This is a genomic window from Comamonas halotolerans, from assembly GCF_030162935.1.
In the GTDB taxonomy this organism is placed as follows: Bacteria; Pseudomonadota; Gammaproteobacteria; order Burkholderiales; family Burkholderiaceae_C; genus Comamonas; species Comamonas halotolerans.
In genome coordinates this window covers 82,078-102,146 of record NZ_JASAUZ010000073.1, presented here as the reverse complement: position 1 = coordinate 102,146, position 20,069 = coordinate 82,078, and the positions used below count along the sequence as shown (strand labels likewise).

The window sequence follows — 20,069 nt, the reverse complement described above, 5'->3', positions numbered from 1 at the left end:
CCCTTCAATTCATTGCCACAAAGGGCTGCAAACTCACGCCCGCTTGTTCCAGGCGTGCACGAATACAACGTGCCATCTCCACCGCGCCGGGGCTGTCGCCATGCACGCAGATCGAGTCAGCCTGCAAGGCGATACGTTTACCCGTGATGGTTTCGATTTCACCCGTTTCCACCAGTCGCAACATGCGCTCGGCAATGACATCCGCATCGTGCAATACCGAGCCCGGTAAGCGGCGGGACACCAAAGAGCCATCATCGTTATATGCACGGTCTGCAAATGCCTCTGCCACTACGCGCAAGCCACGCTCGCGTGCCCATGCGATCAAAGGCGCTCCCGCCAAGGCCATCAAGGTCAGTTCTGGATCAATCGCCTGCATGGCGGTGATCACATCTGCAGCCTGCCGCGCATCGTGCGCAATCGTGTTGTACAGCGCGCCATGCGGTTTCACATAACGCACTTGTGTGCCTGCGGCTTTGGCCAAGCCCTGTAATGCACCGATCTGGTAGATCACATCACCAACCAGCTCTGCGCTGCTGGGGTCCATATTGCGACGGCCAAACCCGACCAGGTCTGGATATGCCACATGGGCACCGACCACCACATTGCGCGCCTTGGCAGCTTTGAGCGTGGCCAGAATGCCGGCAGCATCGCCCGCGTGATAACCACAGGCCACATTGGCGCTGCTGACGATATCGAGCATGGCTGCATCGTCACCCATGCTCCATGCGCCAAAGCTCTCGCCCAGATCGCTGTTCAAATCCATCTTCATCGTGTCTCTCCTTGCACAGGGTGCCAATCAGTGGTCTATTTTTGGGCCTTGGTGCTCTTGCATACACCTGGAAAATTCCAGGCCACGGGTGCCGCATACCGGGTCAGGAAGTACACCTTTCAGTGCAACTGACTCAATGCAGCTGGCCTGCGTTTTCTTGCAAGTCTTGCTGAACTGTCATGGCCGTGTAAATGGCCTCACGAATACCGTCGATCTGAGTCTTCAGCGCCATGCTGGCCATGCCTGGGTTCTGCGCAGCCTGCTCGGGCAATGCGGGAACATGGATAAATCCCCCACGCACGCCGGGCGCTGCGCGCCGAGCCAGCCGGTGCATCAATGCATAAAAGACATGGTTGCAGACAAAAGTGCCAGCGGTGTTGGACACCGCAGCAGGAAAACCTGCGTTACGCAAATTGCGCACCATGGCCTTGATTGGCAAGGTAGAAAAATAAGCAGCAGGAGCCTTGTCCACCACGGGCGTATCCACGGGTTGCCGGCCTGCGTTATCCGGGATACGAGCATCATCCATATTGATAGCCACGCGCTCTGGAGTTATCTCGCTGCGACCTCCCGCCAGACCCAGGCTGATGACCAGACAGGGCTGCTGACTGGCCAGAGCCTCATTCAATACCCGCATCGCCTCGCCAAACACACAAGGTAACTGAACAGCATGAACGCGGGCACCGGCGATCTCCCCTCCATGCAGGGAACGGGCAATCTCCCAGGAAGGGTTCACCGTGTCCTTGTCAAAAGGCTCAAAACCGGTCAACAGAATGCAAGGGATATCAGCAGTCTTCATAACTAAGGCTCAACGGAACATCAGGAAATTGAGCAGGAACACATTCGCAATCAGCAGTGCGATCGCTGTGGGAACCTGTGCACGTATCACGGCATTTTTGTCAATTTCCAGCAGTGCTGCTGGTACCAGGTTGAAGTTGGCCGCCATGGGCGTGAGCAGCGTTCCACAATAACCCGACAGCATGCCTACTGCAGCCATCACTGCAGGATCTCCGTGATAGACACCAATCAGCACTGGCACACCAACACCGCCGGTCATCACTGGAAAGGCTGCAAAGCCATTACCCATGATGATGGTGAACAATGCCATGCCAATCACATACACAGCGACGGCAACAAAGCGCACATCCATGTTGATATAGGTGGTGCTGATATAGGCCACGGCCTTACCCACACCGGCATCGGAGAACACCAGGCCCAGCATGCCGAGCATCTGCGGTAACACCAGCGCCCATCCCAAGGCATCGATAAGACGGTGTGACTCTCGCAGTCCCTGCATGGGTGTTTCACGCGTGAGCGTGCAAGCAAGACCCAGTGCAATCACGCAGCCAATGCCCAGGCTGACCAGGGTGGAGTTTTTAGGGTCGATGAGCGCCACATCACCCACCACCAGATACTTCGCAGACAGCGTGCCCACCATGGTAATCAGAGGAATCGCCAACGCGGGAATGAAAAGCTTGTTGCCCAGGCGCTTTGCGCTATCCATGTACTGCGCATCGGTGCGAGGCGCATGCTTGCCGCCCAACACACCTCCAAAGCCGGCAATCAGCGCCATCAGCACAGCAATCACGCCCATCCACACAGGCGGCAGCATATCGCCGATCAGAAACACCACGGCGTACAGTGCCCAGAAGATACCGGCAGAGTAGCGGCGAGGATTGCTGGCATCACGCAGCGTCATGACGGCTGTGATCGCAAGGATGATGCCAACGAGGTAGTACAGATACTGGATGGAGATGATCATGCCTGCTCTCCCTTGTTATTGTTGTTTTCTTCAGCAATCTCACGTGCCAGCGTCTTGTCCAGACGATGCAAGCGCAAAGCATGGATCACAAAGGCACAGATAGCTGTTGGAATGCCCCACAACGCCACATGAATAGGCTCAACATCAATGCCTGCCTCCCTGAGGAAGGTGGTCATCAGCACGATGGCACCAAAGGCCACAAAGATGTCTTCACCAAAGAACAGCCCCACGTTATCGGTGGCGGCAGAAAAGGCGCGCAGCTTGTCTCGGACCTTCGCTGGCAATTTGCCGTAACGCGATTCTGTGGCGCCCTCGGCCATGGGGGCCAGCAGCGGGCGAACCATTTGCGGGTGACCGCCCAGACTCGTCAGGCCAATGGCTGCTGTCAGTTGACGCGCTGCCAGATAGACGATGAGCAGGCGGCCTGCAGTAGCCGATTTGATGGAGCTGATCCAGTTCTGCGCATGCTGACGCAGCCCATGGCGCTCAAGCAGACCGATCACTGCCAGCGGCAGCAGAATGATCAGCGGCAGATTGCGCGTCTTGACAAAACCTGCACCAATCGTGGCCAGCACCTTATCCAGGGGAAAGCCTGCGGCCAGTGCCGTACCTATGGCCGTGACGATCACGACCAGCATGGGGTTAAAGCGCAGCGCAAAGCCGGCAATGATGATGAGCACGCCAATCAGCGGCCACAGATTGATATCGACAGGCATTTTTCCCTCCGGAAACAGACTCCACACTTTCAGCAGGAACGAAGCTGACAGAGGCCACCGACAGGCAGCACTCTGTCTGCTCTTTTGACTGGAAGCGCACTTATCGAGCTTTTGGCAGCGCTTTCGTCTTTTATTGTTGAACAATCAATGTTTAATGACTGCACGATTTGCATTTTCAGAAGATCAATCCATACAGTTACATAGAACAAACCCTAGGTTTTGAATATTTCTTCAGGGAATCAGACTCAACAGTGCAATCGCTACACTGGAAGGCAATAACTGATGGAGGCTTATGAAAACCGCGACAGACAACCAGAACCTGACCGAGCGGATTGCTGACGTGATGCGCAACAAGCTGGTTAACGGTGAATTTGCGCCCGGCCAGCGTCTGTCCGAAGCAGCGCTCAGCGAAACATTGGATATCTCACGTAACACCTTGCGCGAGGTGTTCCGTGTTCTGACCAAAGAAGGGCTGCTGGTGCACGAGCCTAACAAGGGCGTGTCTGTGGCCGTGCCCAGCATGGCATCCATCATCGACATCTATCGCGTGCGCCGCATGATCGAGTGTCAGGCGCTGGCCCAGGCCTACCCCATGCACCCGGCCCGTGCTCTCATGCACGACGCAGTGGCCGACGCCCAGCGTCATAGCGCCACGGAAAACTGGCCTGAGGTTGGAACGGCCAACATGGCATTTCACAAGGCCATCGTGGCCCTGGCCGACAGCGAGCGTCTCAATGAAATGTTTTCGCATCTGCTGGCCGAACTGCGTCTGGCCTTTGGCCTGCTGCGCGACCCGCATTTTCTGCATGCTCCCTATGTGGAGATGAACCAGCACATCCTGCAAAGCTTTGAGAGCGGCAAACCAGCCGATGCTGCCAGGGAACTGCACGATTATCTGGTGCACTCCGAACGCATCATCCTGGCTGCTTACGCGCGCAAGCTGGCCGAAACAGGCAACAAAAGCATCTAGCGGGAATTGTGGAGAAACTTTAAGCCCCACAATTGGCAATCAAACGTTGAACGATTAACCCCCAACAACTCACACCAACAAGCTTTAAGAGCCTACAAAAAAGACCTATTGTTGAAATCCCTAGTTACGAGTCCGAGACTCGGGTGGTAGTTTTGACCTCCTTAGCCATCACACGCTAGGGCTTGCCCTGCAAGTTGCTTGCCTCTCTCACTCAGGAGTCAACATGAAACGTCGAATCTTTTGCGCCACTGCCACTCTTGTGGCCTGTATCGGCTTTGCGGGCACTGCTGCCGCCCAAACAAAATGGGACTTTGCGACCGCCTATGGTGCGCACAATTTTCACTCCAAAAACAACGAACAATTCGTTAAGGACGTGGATGCAGCCACGCAGGGCAAACTCAAGATCACGCCACACTTTGGCGCGTCCCTGTTCAAAATGCCCGAGATCAAGCGTGCGGTGCAAACTGGCAATGCGCAGATGGGGGAGTTCTTTTTGGTGAGCTTCCAGAATGAGTCGCAGCTCTTTGGCGTGGATGGTCTCCCTTTCCTGGCCAGCAACTACGACGAAGCCTACAAGCTCTACCAAGCCCAAAAACCGGAGCTGCAAAAGCTGCTGGACAAGCAAGGCCAGGTGCTCCTGTATTCGGTGGCATGGCCACCACAGGGTATCTACACCAAAAAACCGGTGAATTCGTCAGCTGACCTCAAGGGCATGAAGTGGCGCGTGTACTCGCCCACCACTGCGCGCATTGGTGAGCTGATTGGCGCCCAACCTGCCACTATTCAGGAGGCAGAATTGTCCCAGGCCCTGGCCACAGGTGTCATTGAAGGCCTGATTACCTCCAGCGCGACAGGTGCAGACAACAAGCTGTTTGAGAACCTGAAGTACTACTACAACGTGCAGGCCTGGATTCCCAAGAACGCCGTGACCGTGAACAAGAAAGCCTTCAATGCGCTGAGCGCAGCTGAACAGGAGGCTGTGCTCAAGGCCGCGACGGCTGCCGAGGAACGAGGCTGGAAAGAGTCGCGCGAAGTGGATGCCCGCTCCATCGCAGCTCTCAAGGCTGGCGGCATGAGCGTGGAAGAACCATCCCCGCAACTGAAGGCCGACCTAGCCAAAGTGGGAGAAACCGTCATCAAGGAATGGCTGGACAAGGCTGGTGCCGATGGCAAGAAGGTGCTGGAAACATTCAAGGCTTCCAAGTAATCACAACGCCGCCTTGATATGCCCTTGGGAGCTGCACACCGCAAAACCCAGGGGCATTTTGTTTTCTTGGCATCAGCATGCCCCCCCTAGACAGCGCATGAAGGACGATAGCGATGCGTAAATTACTCAATGGTCTGTATGGGGCCAGCGCCTGGCTGGCCGGTCTGTCCATGATTGGTGTGTTGCTCATGGTGCTGCTCACCATTTTCAGCCGCTTGCTTGGTTTTTCTGCACCTGGCACCGATGCATATGCTGGCTATGCCATGGCAGGTGCAGGCTTCATGGCTCTGGCCACCACGCTGAAACACGGCGAGCACATCCGCGTCACCCTATTGCTGGGAGCGCTCAAAGGAAAAGCGCAGAAAACCCTGGAGCTCGCTGCACTCAGCATTGCAACGGTACTGGCTGGATTTTTGGCGTTCTATTCCTGTCGCCTGGTCTGGCAATCCTGGGAGATTGAAGACATATCCATGGGCATGGATGCAACACCGCTATGGATTCCACAGCTACTGATGGCCACAGGCACCGTGATTTTCCTCATCGCATTCGTTGATGAACTGGTTTTGGAAATGCTTGGCCAGCGCAAACCTCGCATTCAGGAGGATGCCCACCATGAATGAGATTCTTGCCAGCGTTGCACTGATTGTGGTGCTCTTGCTGCTGCTGGGTGGCAGCGTGTGGGTAGGCCTGACACTGGCGGGCGTTGCCTGGTTTGGCATGGAGTTCCTGACGCCACGCGCTGCCGGTGACGCCATGGCAATGACCATCTGGGGTTCGGCCAGCAGCTGGACACTGACAGCCCTGCCCCTGTTCGTGTGGATGGGTGAAATTCTCTACCGCACCAACCTCTCGGAGAGCATGTTCCGGGGCCTTGCACCCTGGGTGAACGCCCTGCCCGGACGCCTGCTGCACACCAACGTGATTGGCTGCACCATCTTTGCCTCTGTATCAGGCTCCTCAGCTGCCACCTGCGCCACCGTCGGCAAGATCAATATTCCCGAGCTGAAAAAGCGCGGCTATACCGAGGCACAGATCATCGGCTCTCTCGGTGGCCCCGCCACACTTGGCCTGCTGATTCCACCTTCCATCATCTTGATTGTGTACGGCGTCTCGGCTGAGCTTTCCATCTCCAAGCTCTTTATGGCGGGAGTGCTCCCGGGATTGCTGCTGGCGACCCTGTTCAGCGGCTGGATCATGGTGTGGGCATTGCTCAATCCAGAAAAAGTCCCCAAAGCCGACAACAACCTGACGTTCATGCAGAAGCTGCGCGAGGCTCGCCACCTGATTCCTGTGGTCATACTCATTGCCAGCGTGGTAGCCAGCATCTACAGCGGTATTGCCACGGCAACAGAAGCTGCCGCTATCGGGGTTGTCGGGGCCCTGGTACTTTCAGCCAGCCAGAAAGCACTGACTTGGGACAGTTTCAAAGCTTCGCTGTTTGGCGCCACACGCCTGTACTGCATGATTGCACTGATCCTGGCTGGCGCGGCATTCATGACACTGTCGATGGGCTACATCGGACTGCCGCGTCAATTGGCCGAGTATGTAGGCAGCCTCAGCCTCTCGCCTGCGATGCTGATCGTGGTACTGGGAATCTTCTACGTTCTGATTGGTTGCTTCCTGGATGGCATCTCCACCATTGTGCTGACCATGAGTGTGGTGCTGCCCATCATTCAGGCGGCAGGCATCGATCCCCTATGGTTTGGCATCTTTCTGGTGATCACCGTGGAAACGGCGCAAATCACTCCACCCGTAGGCTTCAACCTGTTTGTGCTGCAAAGCATGACGGGCAAGCAGATCACCTATATCGCCAAGGTCTGCGCCCCATACTTTTTACTCATGGTGCTGGCACTGGTCATTCTGTGGTTCTTTCCAGAAATAGTGACTGCGCTACCTGCCAATATGTAAAAGCGTAAAAGCAGCGCCAAAACAAAAAAGCCCAGTTCTATGAACTGGGCTTTTGTTATTTGGTAGGCGCGATTGGATTCGAACCAACGACCCCCACCATGTCAAGGTGGTGCTCTAACCAACTGAGCTACGCGCCTGAATTTATCAGAAGCATCGATTGTAGCATCAATTTTCAGGCAGATTTCAATCTGCCAAAAAATCAGCGTCGGCGTGCAGAGCGTACCCCCGCGATGCCAGCCACAATGCCCAGCACCTTGTTCAAACGCCCTGAGTCAGAGACTTCCACAGTAAATGTCATCCAGGCCGTACCTTTCACCGATTGAGTTTGCACACCAATCACATTGGTCTTCTCTTTGGCAAAAACGTCTGAAATGTCGCGCAGCAAGCCTTGGCGGTCGGTCGCTTCCACCGAAACATCCACCGGATATACCGCTGTATGCTTGGCCGCCTTGGGAAGGCCCCAGGTCACATCGATCACACGCTCTTCATTGCGTGCAGCCATTTCCCGGAAATTGCTGCAGTCCGTACGGTGTACGCTCACACCTTTGCCACGGGTCACAAAGCCACCGATGTCATCGGGTGGTGCAGGCTTGCAGCACTTGGCCAACTGGGTCATGAGCGAATCAACCCCAACAACCAGCACCCCGCCTTTCTGGGCTGCGTTGTTGGCGCGCGGCTTGCGCACCATGGACTGAATGTCCTCTTCGGGCTCCGCTGGTTCTGCAGGACGCAGCACCACTTCAATGTTGCGCAAGGAATACTCGTCCTTGCCCACCACTTCAAACAGTGCGTCCGCTGACTTGAAACCCAGTTGAACCGCCAGATCATCAAGCTTGATGGCCGTCTTGCCCTCGCGCTGGAGCAACTTTTCCACCGCTTCACGCCCACGCGTGACAGTTTCGTTCATGGCCTGCGCATTGAACCATGCGCGAACCTTGGCCTTGGCGCGGTTGCTAACCAGATAGCCCAGCTCCGGGTTCAGCCAGTCGCGCGATGGACGGCCTTCTTTGACTGTGGTGATCTCTACCGTCTGCCCGCTTTGCAGCGGCGTGTTCAGGGGCACCATATTCCCATCCACGCGCGCGCCACGGCAGCGGTGCCCCAGATTGGTATGCACCGAATAAGCAAAATCCACTGGCGTGGCCCCCTGCGGCAGCTCAATCACTGCAGCGTCGGGCGTCAGCACATAAATACGGTCGTCAAACAAGCCTCGGTGGTTGGGGTTCTCCGACAAGTCCTGGCCCCAGGCCAGCAGTTGCCGCAGCACCGCGATCTTGGCGTCGTATTCACCAGTGGCACTGACTCCGGCATAGCCCTTGGTGCCTGCCTCCTTGTATGCCCAGTGCGCCGCCACACCATTTTCAGCATGGTCATGCATGGCCTGGGTCCGGATCTGGATTTCAATCGCCTTACCCTGCTCGTCCCGCACGACTGTGTGCAACGACTGATAGCCATTGGGCTTGGGCTTGGCGATGTAGTCATCAAACTCGGACTCAATGGCCGTGAAGTTCTCATGCACCCATGACAGTGCGGTATAGCAATCCTTGACATTGGGTACCACCACGCGCAGCGCACGGATGTCGAACAACTGGTCAAAGTTCAGCGACTTGCCACGCATCTTCTTGACGATGCTGTAGATATGCTTGGGGCGGCCAGAAACCGTCGCACTGATGCTGTAAGCACGCAGCCCGGACTCCAGCCGTGAGCGCAGCTGCTCCATGTAGACTTCGCGCTCGGCGCGTTTTTCATCCAGCAGCTTGGCAATGGTGCGATAGGTATCGGGCTCCAGAAAGCGGAAAGACAGGTCTTCCAGCTCCCACTTGATTTGCCAGATACCCAGCCGATTCGCCAAAGGGGCAAACACATGCAAAGCTTCGTAAGCCATGCTGGGAGAAACAGGCCGCTTGCTGGCGGCATACCAGCGCAGCGTTTGCAAACGCGAAGCCAGACGCAGCAGCACCACGCGCACATCGCGCGAGAAGCCCAGCAACATCTTGCGCACAGTCTCAGTTTGGGTGGCAGGATCATCCACCCGCACACTGGCATCACCTCCACGTGCCTGCTGCTGGAAATGCATGAGCTTGGTCGTTTCCACGGCCAATTCTGCGAAATTGGGACCAAACGCCTTGGTAAGCACTTCAAGTGGCTTGTTCAGGTGCATGCTGGCATACACCAGATAGCAAGCGGCCTGCATGGCTTCGGAGCCGCCGATACCTTGCAAGATGGCTGCTGTCGCATCCGCGTGGGCCAAGGTGTTCTCGCCAGATGACAGCTCTTCGCCAACGAGCAAAGGCTCGGCAAAAGCCCGTGCCCTGCGCAGGGCATCCAGCTGGTCTGGAATGTTTCCAGCAGTGGCAGCCAATAGATGCGGTACTTCGACGTTTGCTCCCGAGGGCTTCAATCCCGTAGGCAATGCTCCGTCTTCACCGGTTGTTGGAGGCAGAGATGTCACGCTGCGCATATGAATTCCCCGTAAAGATGCCAGCCAAGCACTTGCTGCTCATGCGACGGGGTATTGCGTTCTTTTTTCATTCTTCACCCAACAAAAAATTCCGTGCGATGGCCACCTGGTCATGCGCTACAAAGGTGGGGGCATGTCCGACACCTTCAAGGTCTATCCATTGTGCAAGAGGTCCACGCGTTTGCATGAGCCGCGCTGTGTTCTCTGTAATCAAATCTGATTGCGCCCCACGAACAAGCAAGGTTTGCGCCCGAATTGCGTCATACAACTGCCACAGTAGCTCTGCACTGCGTTCAGACTGTTCCCGCGTCATGTTGCGCATGGGCTGCGCGATGGCCGGGTCATAGTGCAACTTAAACCCACCTCCTTCAACCGAGCGCAGCATGGGGCGGCTCAACTCCAGCCATGCTTGCGCGCTGTGCGGACCAAAGCCAGCAGATAGCGCACGCAGCGCGTCAGCCGCCTCCTGCTGCGTCTCAAAGTGCGCAGGCTGCCCCACATAAGCCGCAATACGCTGCAAAGCAGACCACTCCAGCTGCGGCCCCACATCGTTGAGCAGCAGTTTTCGCACAGGAACAGGCAGCGGCAATGCAGGGTTGCCAGCCACAGCCATACCGATCAAACCACCCATGCTGGTTCCCAACCAGTCCAGCACCTGCAAAGGTGCTGCAGCATGGAGCTGCTGCAGCAATGCCAGCATATCCATGGTGTATTGCAGTACCGCGTAATGTCCAGGGTTGCTCAACCAGTCACTATGACCACGCCCAACCACATCTGGACAAATCACGCGTGCGTGCTCGCTCAGCGAACGTGCAAGGACATCAAAATCCCGCCCCTGCCGGGTAAGACCATGCACGCAAACGATGACATGTGGATGCCAAGGGTTGCCTGTCTGGTTCCATTCCCAATAGGCCATGCGGTGTTCCGCCTCATCTTGTGCAGCAATGCCCGGGCAGCTTACGTAGTTCAGCGTAGGTTCAATCATGGTTGTGCCGCCTCATCTTCCCGTTTGATAATGGGTTTCATCCCATCGTAATTCATTATTCGGAGGCTTCCAGATGCTCAAGGGCAAAACAGCGCTCGTCACAGGTTCCACCAGCGGAATTGGCCTGGGAATTGCCCAGGCATTGGCCGCTCAAGGCGCCAACGTATTGCTCAACGGCTTCGGAGATGCAGAAGCCGCCAAAGCGCAGGTGGCGCAATCCGGCCAATCCCAAGGCATCGTGGTGGACTACCACGGCGCCGATATGAGCAACCCCTCCGAAATTGAAGCCATGATGGCCTTCGGCACCGAAAGATTCGGTCGCCTGGATATCGTAGTGAACAATGCTGGTATTCAGCACGTCGCAGCCATTGAAAGCTTTCCCACAGAGAAATGGGATGCCATTCTTGCCATCAACCTCTCCAGCGCTTTTCATACGACACGGCTTGCACTGCCAGCCATGCAAAAAGCCAACTGGGGGCGCATCATCAATGTGGCTTCCGTACACGGCTTGGTAGGCTCTGCGCAAAAGTCCGCTTATGTTGCCGCCAAGCACGGCATTGTGGGCTTGACCAAGGTCACAGCACTTGAAAATGCCACCAGTGGCGTGACCTGCAATGCCATCTGTCCTGGCTGGGTACTCACCCCTTTGGTGCAAAAGCAGGTGGATGCCAAAGCAGCCGAGCAGAACCTCACCATCGAGGCTGCCACCCAGCAACTGCTGGGGGAAAAAGAGCCCTCCATGCAGTTCACCACCCCTGAAGAACTGGGTGCGCTGGCTGTATTCTTCTGCTCGCCTGCGGCCAACAATGTGCGAGGCGTGGCCTGGAATATGGACGGCGGTTGGGCAGCCCAATAATCAGTATATGCATCCCGCATTAAAAATGCCTCCGAGTATTTCAGAGGCATTTAACTTGCGTTTCCCACGCGCACCTGCACATATCCTGGTGCGTGCGAATGCAGTGACGGCTATTGCATTTGCACCGAACCAGAAACGTTGACTGTGACGTTCTCTTTGCCTGCCTCAACGGGCACAGGATCGGACATCTGCATCTTGGATGACATCGCCGCAACACCCATATTGGCCCGCTGCATACGTGGCTCATATGCACCATCCTGACTGCTGACACTCACTTCACGCAAGGTGTAATTGCTGAAACCAAACTGTTTGACCAAGGAAGCGGCACGCTGCTTAAAGTTATCTATTGCCTGGTTTTGCGCTTGTGCATGTACTTTTTCACGCCCCTCCTTGGACAAGCCAAAGCCCACGCTCGAGACAGTCATATCGTTGACCTGCGACGCCGCCTGACTGATGCGCGTAAAGTCTTTTCCTTCAAGCACGATCTCCGCCCGGCCTTGCCAGCCTTTGATCTTGCCGTCGTTGCCATGGCGCGGATACACACCAAAGCTGCCGCTGCGAACCTGCAACTCATTGCCGTGGGCTTGTGGTTTCAAGCTGCGCATGGCGGCATCCACCACCTGCTGCAATTGCTTTTGCACGGCAGTTGCATCATTGCCGTCACGCGACGTGGACAAATTCATTTGCAGCCAGTCCTGATTGACTTGCACATTTCCGCTCGCTGAAAGCTGGACCACATTGCGCAAAATCTCGGAGCTTTGCGCATGGGCTGCCCCGATACCAGCAGTTAGAAGCAATACACCCAGGGCATGGCGCAAAAAGACTGCTTCCTTTTTATGAAACTGCATACAGGGATTCCTTTCTGGGGTGAAAATGCATAAGAGATAAGTGCGCGCAAACACTGGCGCTGCAACGTCAGATAAGACCGCCTAGAAACGACAGGTGTTCCCCTCTTTTTGGAAAGACATGTAACACTGTGTCAAACCTGAGCTAAAACGGGAATTTTTTGCGCCAAGCTGGTCAGAATTAGCTCTGTTACATATTGGACAAGGGGTGAATCCATGGTCACAACCAACAACAATCGCACTGACAAGATCCTTGTGGTGGACGACGACGCACGTATCCGTGATTTGCTGCGCCGCTATCTGACACAAGAAGGTTTTGAGGTGATGATTGCCGAAGACGGCAAAGCACTCAACCGCATTTTGCTGCGTGAGACCGTCGACTTGATCGTGCTGGACTTGATGATGCCCGGTGAAGACGGTCTGTCTATCTGCCGTCGTCTGCGCTCGGCCAATGACCGTACCCCCATCATCATGCTCACCGCCAAGGGAGAAGATGTGGATCGCATCGTGGGCCTGGAAGTTGGCGCCGATGACTACCTGGGCAAGCCCTTTAATCCGCGCGAATTGCTGGCACGCATCCACGCTGTATTGCGCCGCCGCCCTCCCGCAGAAGCGCCTGGCGCACCATCTGGCGACAATGAAGTTGTAAGCTTTGGGCCCTTCACGTTTGACCTGGGCACCCGTGTGCTGCAAAAGAGTGGTGAAGAGCTACCGCTGACCACTGGCGAGTTCGCCATGCTCAAGGCTTTGGTTCGTCACCCGCGCCAGCCACTTTCGCGTGAAAAGCTGGCTTTGTTGGCCCGTGGTCGTGAATTTGAGCCTTTCGACCGCAGTTTAGACGTGCAGGTTTCTCGCCTGCGCAAACTGATTGAGGAGGATGCTGCGGCCCCACGATACATTCAAACGGTGTGGGGTGTCGGCTATGTATTCGTGCCCGATGGCAACAGCTAAATCCGGACAACACATTCAACTCGCCTAAGACAAAGGCGCCTTGCGCGCCCTTTTCCATGTTCCGCCCTTCCATGTTTGCAAGGGGCTCAAAAGCCCCCGGCGTTTCTGACGATTCAGGCGCACGCTCAGGCGTGAGCCTGAATCTTTTTTGGCGCACCTTTTTCTTGCTTGCCTTGTTACTGCTGGGCAGCATCCTGGCATGGCTGCAGACATTACGTGCGCTGGAGTTTGAGCCACGCACACTTCAAACTGCCCAGCAAATTGCCTCTCTGGTGAATTTGAGCCGCGCTGCGCTGCAGCACTCCGATTCCATCGCCCGTGTTTCGCTGATTAAAACCATGGCCGACCAAGAGGGCGTGCGTATTCAGCCTCGCGAACCTAGCGACACTTTCGAAGTACTACCTCCTACCCAGCTCAATCAGCGATTGGAGGAGTTGCTGACCTCTCGCCTGGGTGAAGACACTATCCTGGCAAGCAGCGTCAACGATGAAGAAGGTTTGTGGGTGAGCTTTACCATCGATGAGGATCCCAACTGGATATTGCTGGACAAATCCCGCTATGTGACTGCCAGCAGCCAGACTTGGATCATTTGGCTGTGCACCGCAGGCCTGCTGTCCCTGGCCGGCGCGGCGGTTATTGCACGCCTCATCAATCGCCCTCTCAAACAGTTGAGCTATGCGGCCAACCGCGTGCGTGATGGCGACTTCGCTGCCAGCCATCTCGACGAGGAAGCGGTCACCAGTGAAATTCGTGAAGTGAATATCGGTTTTAACCGCATGGCTCAGAAACTCGGCAAGCTGGAGCAAGAGCGCGCTGTGATGCTGGCGGGCATCTCGCACGACCTGCGCACGCCGTTGGCACGCTTGCGGCTGGAAACTGAAATGAGTGTGAACGATGACATTGCACGTGAACACATGGTTGCGGACATCGTTCAACTCGACGCCACGATTGACAAATTCCTGGACTACGCACGCCCGGACCATGTTTCACTCACTGTGGTGAACCTACAAGCTGTGGTGGCATCTTGCGTCTATGCCGTGCAAAATCACCGTGAGCTGCAAATCACGATGTCCATTCCTGATGACATCTACGTAATGGCCGATGAGGTGGAGTTAGCGCGCGTCATTTCCAATCTGCTGGAGAACGCCCGTCGCTACGGAAAAACCGTGGACACAGACACCGCCCACGTCGACATCAATATCAAAACTCGTGAGAACTCGGTCTTGATGCGCATCCGCGATCACGGCACTGGCGTGCCTGCCGAGCAATTGGCCAACCTCACTCAACCCTTCTTCCGAGGCGACTCTGCCCGTACAGCAGCAGCAGGCGCGGGATTGGGACTGTCTATCGTGGACAAAACCGTTCAGCGCATGGGCGGCATTTTCTCCATCACCAACGCCAGCGGTGGTGGTCTGGCCTCCAACATCCAGCTGCAGCGCGTCACCAATGTGCCGGATGGACAGGATCCACAGCACCGCTTGCAACGCCCTCAAGTCAAAAGGCAACAGCCCCCAAGTACAGCTTAAGTCCACAGATAAGCCTTGCATGCATCCGCTGCAAGGCTTTTTTATGGGCTTGATGAGTCACACTGCCTGCCTTGCCCGTTATGCTTAACCGCTGACTGCAGGATTGATTAATCCGCTTTCTTGTAGATCAGGGCTGCAGCATTGGCCTCCATGGCCAGCAACTCTCCCACAGGGCCCATTTTCTCGGCCGTCTTGGCTTTCACATTGACTTGGTCTTCAGCAATTGCCAAAGCCTCGGCAATGCGCTTTTGCATGGCCGGAATGTACGGTGCCAGCTTGGGCTTTTGTGCAATCACAGTGCTGTCGATATTGCCAAACTCCCAGCCCTTTTCCCGTACTCGCCGTGCAGCCTCCTGCAGCAGCACAAAAGAATCAGCGCCTTTAAACTCCACCGCCGTATCCGGAAAGTGACGTCCAATGTCGCCCAGACCCGCTGCACCCAAAATGGCATCGGTGATGGCGTGCAGCAGCACATCGGCATCCGAATGCCCCAACAAGCCTTTGTCATGCGGGATCTCAACGCCACCGATGATGAGCTTGCGCCCTTCTACCAATGCATGGGTATCCCAGCCTTCACCAATACGAAAATTCATGGTTCTTCCCGCTCGGCCCTTTCAGGCACGCAGTCACAAGTGATTCATTAAAAAAAGGGATTGCCTGTGGGTTGCGCGTTATCGCGCTTACCCTGAAAACGTGCCAAGGTGCCATTTGCTGCGCGCTGCGTCAGCACCGCCTCTGCCAAGGCGAAGTCATCTGGATAGGTCACCTTGAAATTTTGTGCCCCACCAGGCACCAGCTTTGGTCGGTGCCCCATGGCCTCCATGGCACTGGCTTCGTCGGTCGCCGCTGCGCCCATCCGAGACAAAGCATCCAACAACACTCCGAGACGAAACATCTGCGGCGTTTGCGCCAGCCATTTGTCGCTGCGATCCACCGTGGCTGCCACACGCACTCCAGAAGAGCCTGTCACCGCAGTTTTCAATGTGTCTGGCAATTTGTGCGCCAGCAGGCCACCCACACTGTCGTTTTCGCATTCAGCCAGCAGCAGCTCGATTTGCTCGCTGGTGACCAGACACCGGGCTGCATCGTGCACCAGCACCCAATCGTGCTGCGAAGCGCCACGCGCCAACAAGACTTTGAGCCCGCCCATCACGGTATCAGCCCGGGTAGCGCCACCGCACGGCACATGCCACCACATGGGGCTGCTGTATCCATCAAGAAAGCGATCATTGGGTGCCACTGCCACCAATGTCCCGGCCAGACGTTGCACCCCGGCAAAGGCTGCCAGCGTATGCAACACCAATGGCTGGCCCGCTACGGGGTGATACTGTTTGGGTAAATCCGGTGTGAGTGCCCCGGGTGGAATGGCTCGCGTGCCGACACCGGCGCACGGAATCAATCCCCAGAAACGACCCTGCGGTAAACCAGGCGCTTTTGCAGCAGCAAGCAAGTCTGTCATGTGCGGCATTCTAAAATCCCCTGCTTGGCGCCCGCCACATCGGTGCACATTTCCGCGTTCTTTTGCGGGCTGCACATTGCATTCCGACACCCTGGTGCGGCATCGCTGCCCACCCTATCAGGATTTTCTGGTTCCATGGATCTGCCCAAACTCACGCCCGGTAAACGTTTTTCCTTGCCTACGCCCGTTGGCAGCGCTGATGCGCTGCTGCTAGCACGTCTGGCTGCGCGTGAGAAAGCGGCAGGTCGCATCACTGCCATCGTTACCGCTGACGCCAGCGATGCCCAGCGCCTGATTGATGAAATGGCGTTCTTTGCACCGCAACTTCGCTGCGCCCTCTTCCCGGATTGGGAAACTCTGCCTTACGACACGTTCTCCCCGCACCAGGATCTGATCAGCGAACGGTTGGCCACCTTGTGGCGCATCCGCGAGCGCGACCGCGCGCAAGGCGCAGATGTGGTGCTCGTGCCTGCCAGCACCGCACTCTACCGCCTGGCCCCCCCAGCTTTTTTGGCGGGTTATACCTTTGGGTTCAAACAGGGACAGAAGCTCGACGAAGCCAAGCTCAAAGCCCAGCTCACGCTGGCGGGCTACCAGCATGTATCGCAAGTGGTCAGCCACGGTGAATATGCCGTGCGCGGCGGCTTGATCGATTTGTTCCCCATGGGCTCGGATGTGCCTTTCCGGGTGGACCTGTTTGACGACGAGATTGACTCCATCCGCATCTTCGACCCAGACAACCAGCGCAGCCTGGACACAGTGCAGGAAGTGCGCCTGTTGCCGGGGCGAGAGTTCCCCATGGACGAAGCCGCGCGCACCAAGTTCCGTCACCGCTGGCGCGAGTTGCTGGAGGGAGATCCCACACGCAGCCGCATCTACAAAGACATGGGTGCGGGTGTGGCCACCGCTGGTATCGAGTACTACCTGCCACTGTTCTTTGATGAAACCGCAACGGTGTTCGACTATCTGGGCGATGCAGCCACTCTGGTTTTGCATGGAGACCTGGAAGCGGCCTTCCTACGATTTTGGCAAGACACCAAAGAACGCTACCGGCTGGTGCAAGGCGACCCAGAGCGACCCGCACTGCCCCCAGAAACCCTATTCCTGAGTGCCGAGCAGTTCTACGGCATTGCCAAGCCGCATCCCCAGCTGGCGCTACGTCCCGGCGTGGACGATGTGCAAGACAGCGCCATCTTCCAGAAACTGCCTGACTTGTCTGTGATGCGCGGCGCCGAAGAACCCCTGCAGCGCCTGCAGCAGCATGTACACAACGCCAAGCGGCGCGTGCTGGTGCTGGCCGAAAGTGATGGCCGCCGTGAAAGCCTTCTGGACTTTTTGCGCTCTTCGCAGCTGAATCCGCCTGCATTTGACTCGCTGTTCGAGTTTCAAAGCACCGCACACGAGCCCATAGGCATTGCCACTTCGAGTCTGATGCGCGGCTTTGCGTGGATCGAAGCCGGCATCGACTTTGTCACCGAAACCGAACTGTTCTCCAGTTCAGGCACCACCCGCCGCCGTAAAAAGCAGGAGCAGGTCAGCGATGTCGATGCGCTAATCAAAGACCTGTCGGAACTGAAGGTGGGCGACCCGGTGGTGCACAGCCAGCACGGCATTGGGCGCTACCACGGCCTTATCAACATGGACGTTGGCCAGAAAAACGAAGATGGCACGCCCGCGCTGCAAGAGTTCCTGCATCTGGAATACGCCAAGGATGCGGTGCTGTATGTGCCCGTCAGCCAGTTGCACCATATCAGCCGGTACACCGGTGTGACTCCAGAATCTGCCCCGCTGCACAACCTGGGCGGCAGCCAGTGGGAAAAGGCCAAACGCAAGGCCGCCGAGCAGGTGCGCGATGCGGCTGCCGAGCTGCTCAACATTTATGCACGCCGTGCCGCACGCCAGGGCCATGCCTTCCGATTAAGCCCCCAGGACTACGAGCAGTTCGCGCAGGACTTCGGCTTTGAGGAAACAGCCGACCAGAAGGCTGCCATCCACGCAGTCATCCATGACATGGTCAGCCCCCAACCCATGGACCGACTGGTCTGCGGTGATGTGGGTTTTGGCAAGACTGAAGTTGCCCTGCGCGCCGCTTTTGTGGCTGCCATGGGTGGCAAGCAAGTGGCTTTTCTGGCCCCCACCACACTGCTGGCCGAGCAGCACTATCAAACACTGATTGACCGTTTTTCCAAGTGGCCGGTGCGCGTGGCCGAGGTTTCACGCTTTCGCACCACCAAAGAAGTCAATGCGGCCCTGCAAGGCTTGGGTGAAGGATCGGTCGATATCGTGGTCGGCACCCACAAACTGCTGTCCAGTTCGGTCAAGTTCAAAGACCTGGGGCTGCTCATCATTGACGAAGAGCACCGCTTTGGCGTGCGCCACAAAGAGGCTATGAAGGCCATGCGCGCGGAGGTGGATGTGCTGACGCTCACGGCCACCCCCATTCCGCGCACCATGGGCATGGCACTGGAGGGTCTGCGTGACCTGTCCGTGATTGCCACAGCACCACAGCGACGACTGGCCATCAAAACCTTTGTGCGCTCGGAAAGCCAGGGCGTGATCCGTGAAGCCGTGCTGCGCGAACTCAAACGCGGCGGTCAGGTTTACTTCCTCCACAACGAGGTGGAGACAATTGAAAACCGCCGCCAGGCTTTGGAGGAAATCCTGCCTGAAGCCCGAATCGCCGTCGCCCACGGACAGATGCCTGAGCGCGAGCTGGAACGTGTGATGCGTGACTTTGTGGCCCAGCGCTTCAATATCTTGCTGTGCTCCACCATCATTGAAACCGGCATTGACGTGCCATCCGCCAACACCATCGTCATCAGCCGCGCGGACAAGTTCGGGCTGGCACAACTGCACCAGCTGCGTGGTCGTGTGGGCCGCAGCCATCACCAAGCGTATGCCTACCTGATGGTGCCGGATGTGGAAAGTCTGACCAAGCAAGCCCAACAACGCCTGGAGGCCATCCAGCAAATGGAAGAGCTGGGCAGCGGTTTTTATCTGGCCATGCACGATCTGGAAATTCGCGGAGCTGGCGAGGTGCTGGGTGAAAACCAGAGCGGCAATATGATGGAAATCGGCTTCCAACTCTACAACGAGATGCTGGCAGAAGCCGTGCGCAGTTTGAAGAATGGCAAAGAGCCCGACCTGCTCTCGCCCATGTCGGCCACCACTGAAATCAATCTGCACGCTCCCGCTCTGCTGCCTAATGACTACTGCGGTGATGTGCATCTGCGCCTTTCGTTCTACAAAAAGCTGGCTACTGCCAAAACCTCGGACCAGATCGACAACCTGCTGGAAGAAATTGTTGATCGCTTTGGCAAGCTGCCTGCACAGGCGCAGACACTGATCGACACGCACCGCCTGCGCGTGCTGTCCGAGCCCTATGGCGTAATCAAGGTGGATGCAGCGCCAGGTGTCATCAACATCACCTTCAAGCCCAATCCACCGATTGAGCCGATGCAGATCATCAGTCTGATACAGAAGAACAAGCACATCAAGCTGGCAGGCAATGACAAGCTGCGCATCGAACGCGAGCTTCCAGATCCCAAGGCGCGAGCACAGTTGGTGCGTGATGTGCTGCGCAGTCTGGGCCAGCCCAATAAGGCTTGAGGTAAATCAGTCGCCGTCTGCACAAGCAGGTAGCCAAGATCAGGG

General features: G+C 56.7%; 17 protein-coding genes and 1 tRNA gene. 8 read left to right on the top strand and 10 right to left on the bottom strand.

The window, feature by feature from the left end:
* Positions 1 to 4: 4 nt before the first annotated feature.
* The 4 genes from QEP11_RS18060 to QEP11_RS18045 all read right to left on the bottom strand — a co-directional run bounded on the left by QEP11_RS18060 (position 5) and on the right by QEP11_RS18045 (position 3,247).
* Positions 5 to 769, bottom strand: a complete 765-nt coding sequence (locus QEP11_RS18060) for a LamB/YcsF family protein (RefSeq protein ID WP_284338031.1) — start codon at positions 767 to 769, stop codon at positions 5 to 7.
* 133 nt (positions 770 to 902) lie between these two features.
* Positions 903 to 1,568, bottom strand: coding sequence for a pyroglutamyl-peptidase I (gene pcp, locus QEP11_RS18055; protein ID WP_284338030.1), 666 nt, complete (start codon positions 1,566 to 1,568; stop codon positions 903 to 905).
* Positions 1,569 to 1,577: 9 nt separating this feature from the next.
* Positions 1,578 to 2,531: a DUF979 domain-containing protein gene (locus tag QEP11_RS18050; protein ID WP_284338029.1), complete on the bottom strand. Its 954-nt coding sequence runs from the start codon at positions 2,529 to 2,531 to the stop codon at positions 1,578 to 1,580.
* Positions 2,528 to 3,247 (bottom strand): DUF969 domain-containing protein, encoded by a 720-nt coding sequence (locus QEP11_RS18045; RefSeq protein ID WP_284338028.1) that lies wholly within the window; start codon positions 3,245 to 3,247, stop codon positions 2,528 to 2,530. Before QEP11_RS18045 ends, QEP11_RS18050 begins: the two co-directional genes overlap by 4 nt.
* A gap of 292 nt (positions 3,248 to 3,539) precedes the next feature.
* Between QEP11_RS18045 and QEP11_RS18040 the strand changes: the two genes are divergently transcribed.
* The 4 genes from QEP11_RS18040 to QEP11_RS18025 all read left to right on the top strand — a co-directional run bounded on the left by QEP11_RS18040 (position 3,540) and on the right by QEP11_RS18025 (position 7,332).
* Positions 3,540 to 4,217, top strand: coding sequence for a GntR family transcriptional regulator (locus tag QEP11_RS18040; RefSeq protein WP_284338027.1), 678 nt, complete (start codon positions 3,540 to 3,542; stop codon positions 4,215 to 4,217).
* Positions 4,218 to 4,440: 223 nt separating this feature from the next.
* Positions 4,441 to 5,424 (top strand): TRAP transporter substrate-binding protein, encoded by a 984-nt coding sequence (locus tag QEP11_RS18035; RefSeq protein ID WP_284338026.1) that lies wholly within the window; start codon positions 4,441 to 4,443, stop codon positions 5,422 to 5,424.
* A 113-nt stretch (positions 5,425 to 5,537) separates the two neighbouring features.
* Complete coding sequence (locus QEP11_RS18030) at positions 5,538 to 6,044, top strand: TRAP transporter small permease (RefSeq protein WP_284338025.1); 507 nt, start codon at positions 5,538 to 5,540, stop codon at positions 6,042 to 6,044.
* Positions 6,037 to 7,332: a TRAP transporter large permease gene (locus QEP11_RS18025; RefSeq protein ID WP_284338024.1), complete on the top strand. Its 1,296-nt coding sequence runs from the start codon at positions 6,037 to 6,039 to the stop codon at positions 7,330 to 7,332. The genes QEP11_RS18030 and QEP11_RS18025 overlap by 8 nt, the downstream gene beginning before the upstream one ends.
* A gap of 60 nt (positions 7,333 to 7,392) precedes the next feature.
* Here the strand turns inward: QEP11_RS18025 and QEP11_RS18020 are convergent.
* The 3 genes from QEP11_RS18020 to QEP11_RS18010 all read right to left on the bottom strand — a co-directional run bounded on the left by QEP11_RS18020 (position 7,393) and on the right by QEP11_RS18010 (position 10,778).
* Positions 7,393 to 7,469, bottom strand: a tRNA-Val gene (locus tag QEP11_RS18020).
* Between the two features lie 62 nt (positions 7,470 to 7,531).
* Positions 7,532 to 9,793: a RelA/SpoT family protein gene (locus QEP11_RS18015; protein ID WP_284338023.1), complete on the bottom strand. Its 2,262-nt coding sequence runs from the start codon at positions 9,791 to 9,793 to the stop codon at positions 7,532 to 7,534.
* A 67-nt stretch (positions 9,794 to 9,860) separates the two neighbouring features.
* A complete protein-coding gene (locus QEP11_RS18010) occupies positions 9,861 to 10,778 on the bottom strand; it encodes an alpha/beta fold hydrolase (RefSeq protein ID WP_284338022.1) in 918 nt (305 codons plus the stop codon).
* A 73-nt stretch (positions 10,779 to 10,851) separates the two neighbouring features.
* Between QEP11_RS18010 and QEP11_RS18005 the strand changes: the two genes are divergently transcribed.
* On the top strand, positions 10,852 to 11,634 hold the full coding sequence (locus QEP11_RS18005; RefSeq protein WP_284338021.1) for a 3-hydroxybutyrate dehydrogenase: 783 nt from the start codon (positions 10,852 to 10,854) through the stop codon (positions 11,632 to 11,634).
* A gap of 110 nt (positions 11,635 to 11,744) precedes the next feature.
* On the opposite strand, the gene QEP11_RS18000 is transcribed toward QEP11_RS18005, so the two are convergent.
* The gene (locus tag QEP11_RS18000; RefSeq protein WP_284338020.1) at positions 11,745 to 12,482 is read right to left on the bottom strand and encodes an SIMPL domain-containing protein; all 738 of its coding nucleotides are present in this window, start codon (positions 12,480 to 12,482) and stop codon (positions 11,745 to 11,747) included.
* A 213-nt stretch (positions 12,483 to 12,695) separates the two neighbouring features.
* On the opposite strand from QEP11_RS18000, the gene ompR reads away from it, so the two are divergent.
* Entirely contained in the window at positions 12,696 to 13,430 is a 735-nt protein-coding gene (gene ompR, locus QEP11_RS17995) for an osmolarity response regulator transcription factor OmpR (protein WP_284338019.1), read from the top strand.
* A gap of 71 nt (positions 13,431 to 13,501) precedes the next feature.
* Positions 13,502 to 14,956: a sensor histidine kinase gene (locus QEP11_RS17990; protein WP_284338091.1), complete on the top strand. Its 1,455-nt coding sequence runs from the start codon at positions 13,502 to 13,504 to the stop codon at positions 14,954 to 14,956.
* Between the two features lie 107 nt (positions 14,957 to 15,063).
* Here the strand turns inward: QEP11_RS17990 and ispF are convergent, their stop codons facing one another.
* Both ispF and ispD read right to left on the bottom strand, forming a co-directional pair.
* Positions 15,064 to 15,549 (bottom strand): 2-C-methyl-D-erythritol 2,4-cyclodiphosphate synthase, encoded by a 486-nt coding sequence (ispF, locus tag QEP11_RS17985; protein WP_284338018.1) that lies wholly within the window; start codon positions 15,547 to 15,549, stop codon positions 15,064 to 15,066.
* 47 nt (positions 15,550 to 15,596) lie between these two features.
* Positions 15,597 to 16,415, bottom strand: coding sequence for a 2-C-methyl-D-erythritol 4-phosphate cytidylyltransferase (ispD, locus tag QEP11_RS17980; protein ID WP_284338017.1), 819 nt, complete (start codon positions 16,413 to 16,415; stop codon positions 15,597 to 15,599).
* Between the two features lie 135 nt (positions 16,416 to 16,550).
* Here ispD and mfd point away from each other — a divergent pair, with 135 nt between their 5' ends.
* Positions 16,551 to 20,024 carry a transcription-repair coupling factor gene (gene mfd, locus QEP11_RS17975; protein WP_284338016.1) on the top strand — a complete coding sequence of 1,158 codons (3,474 nt, stop codon included), beginning with the start codon at positions 16,551 to 16,553 and terminating at the stop codon, positions 20,022 to 20,024.
* Positions 20,025 to 20,069 lie beyond the last annotated feature (45 nt).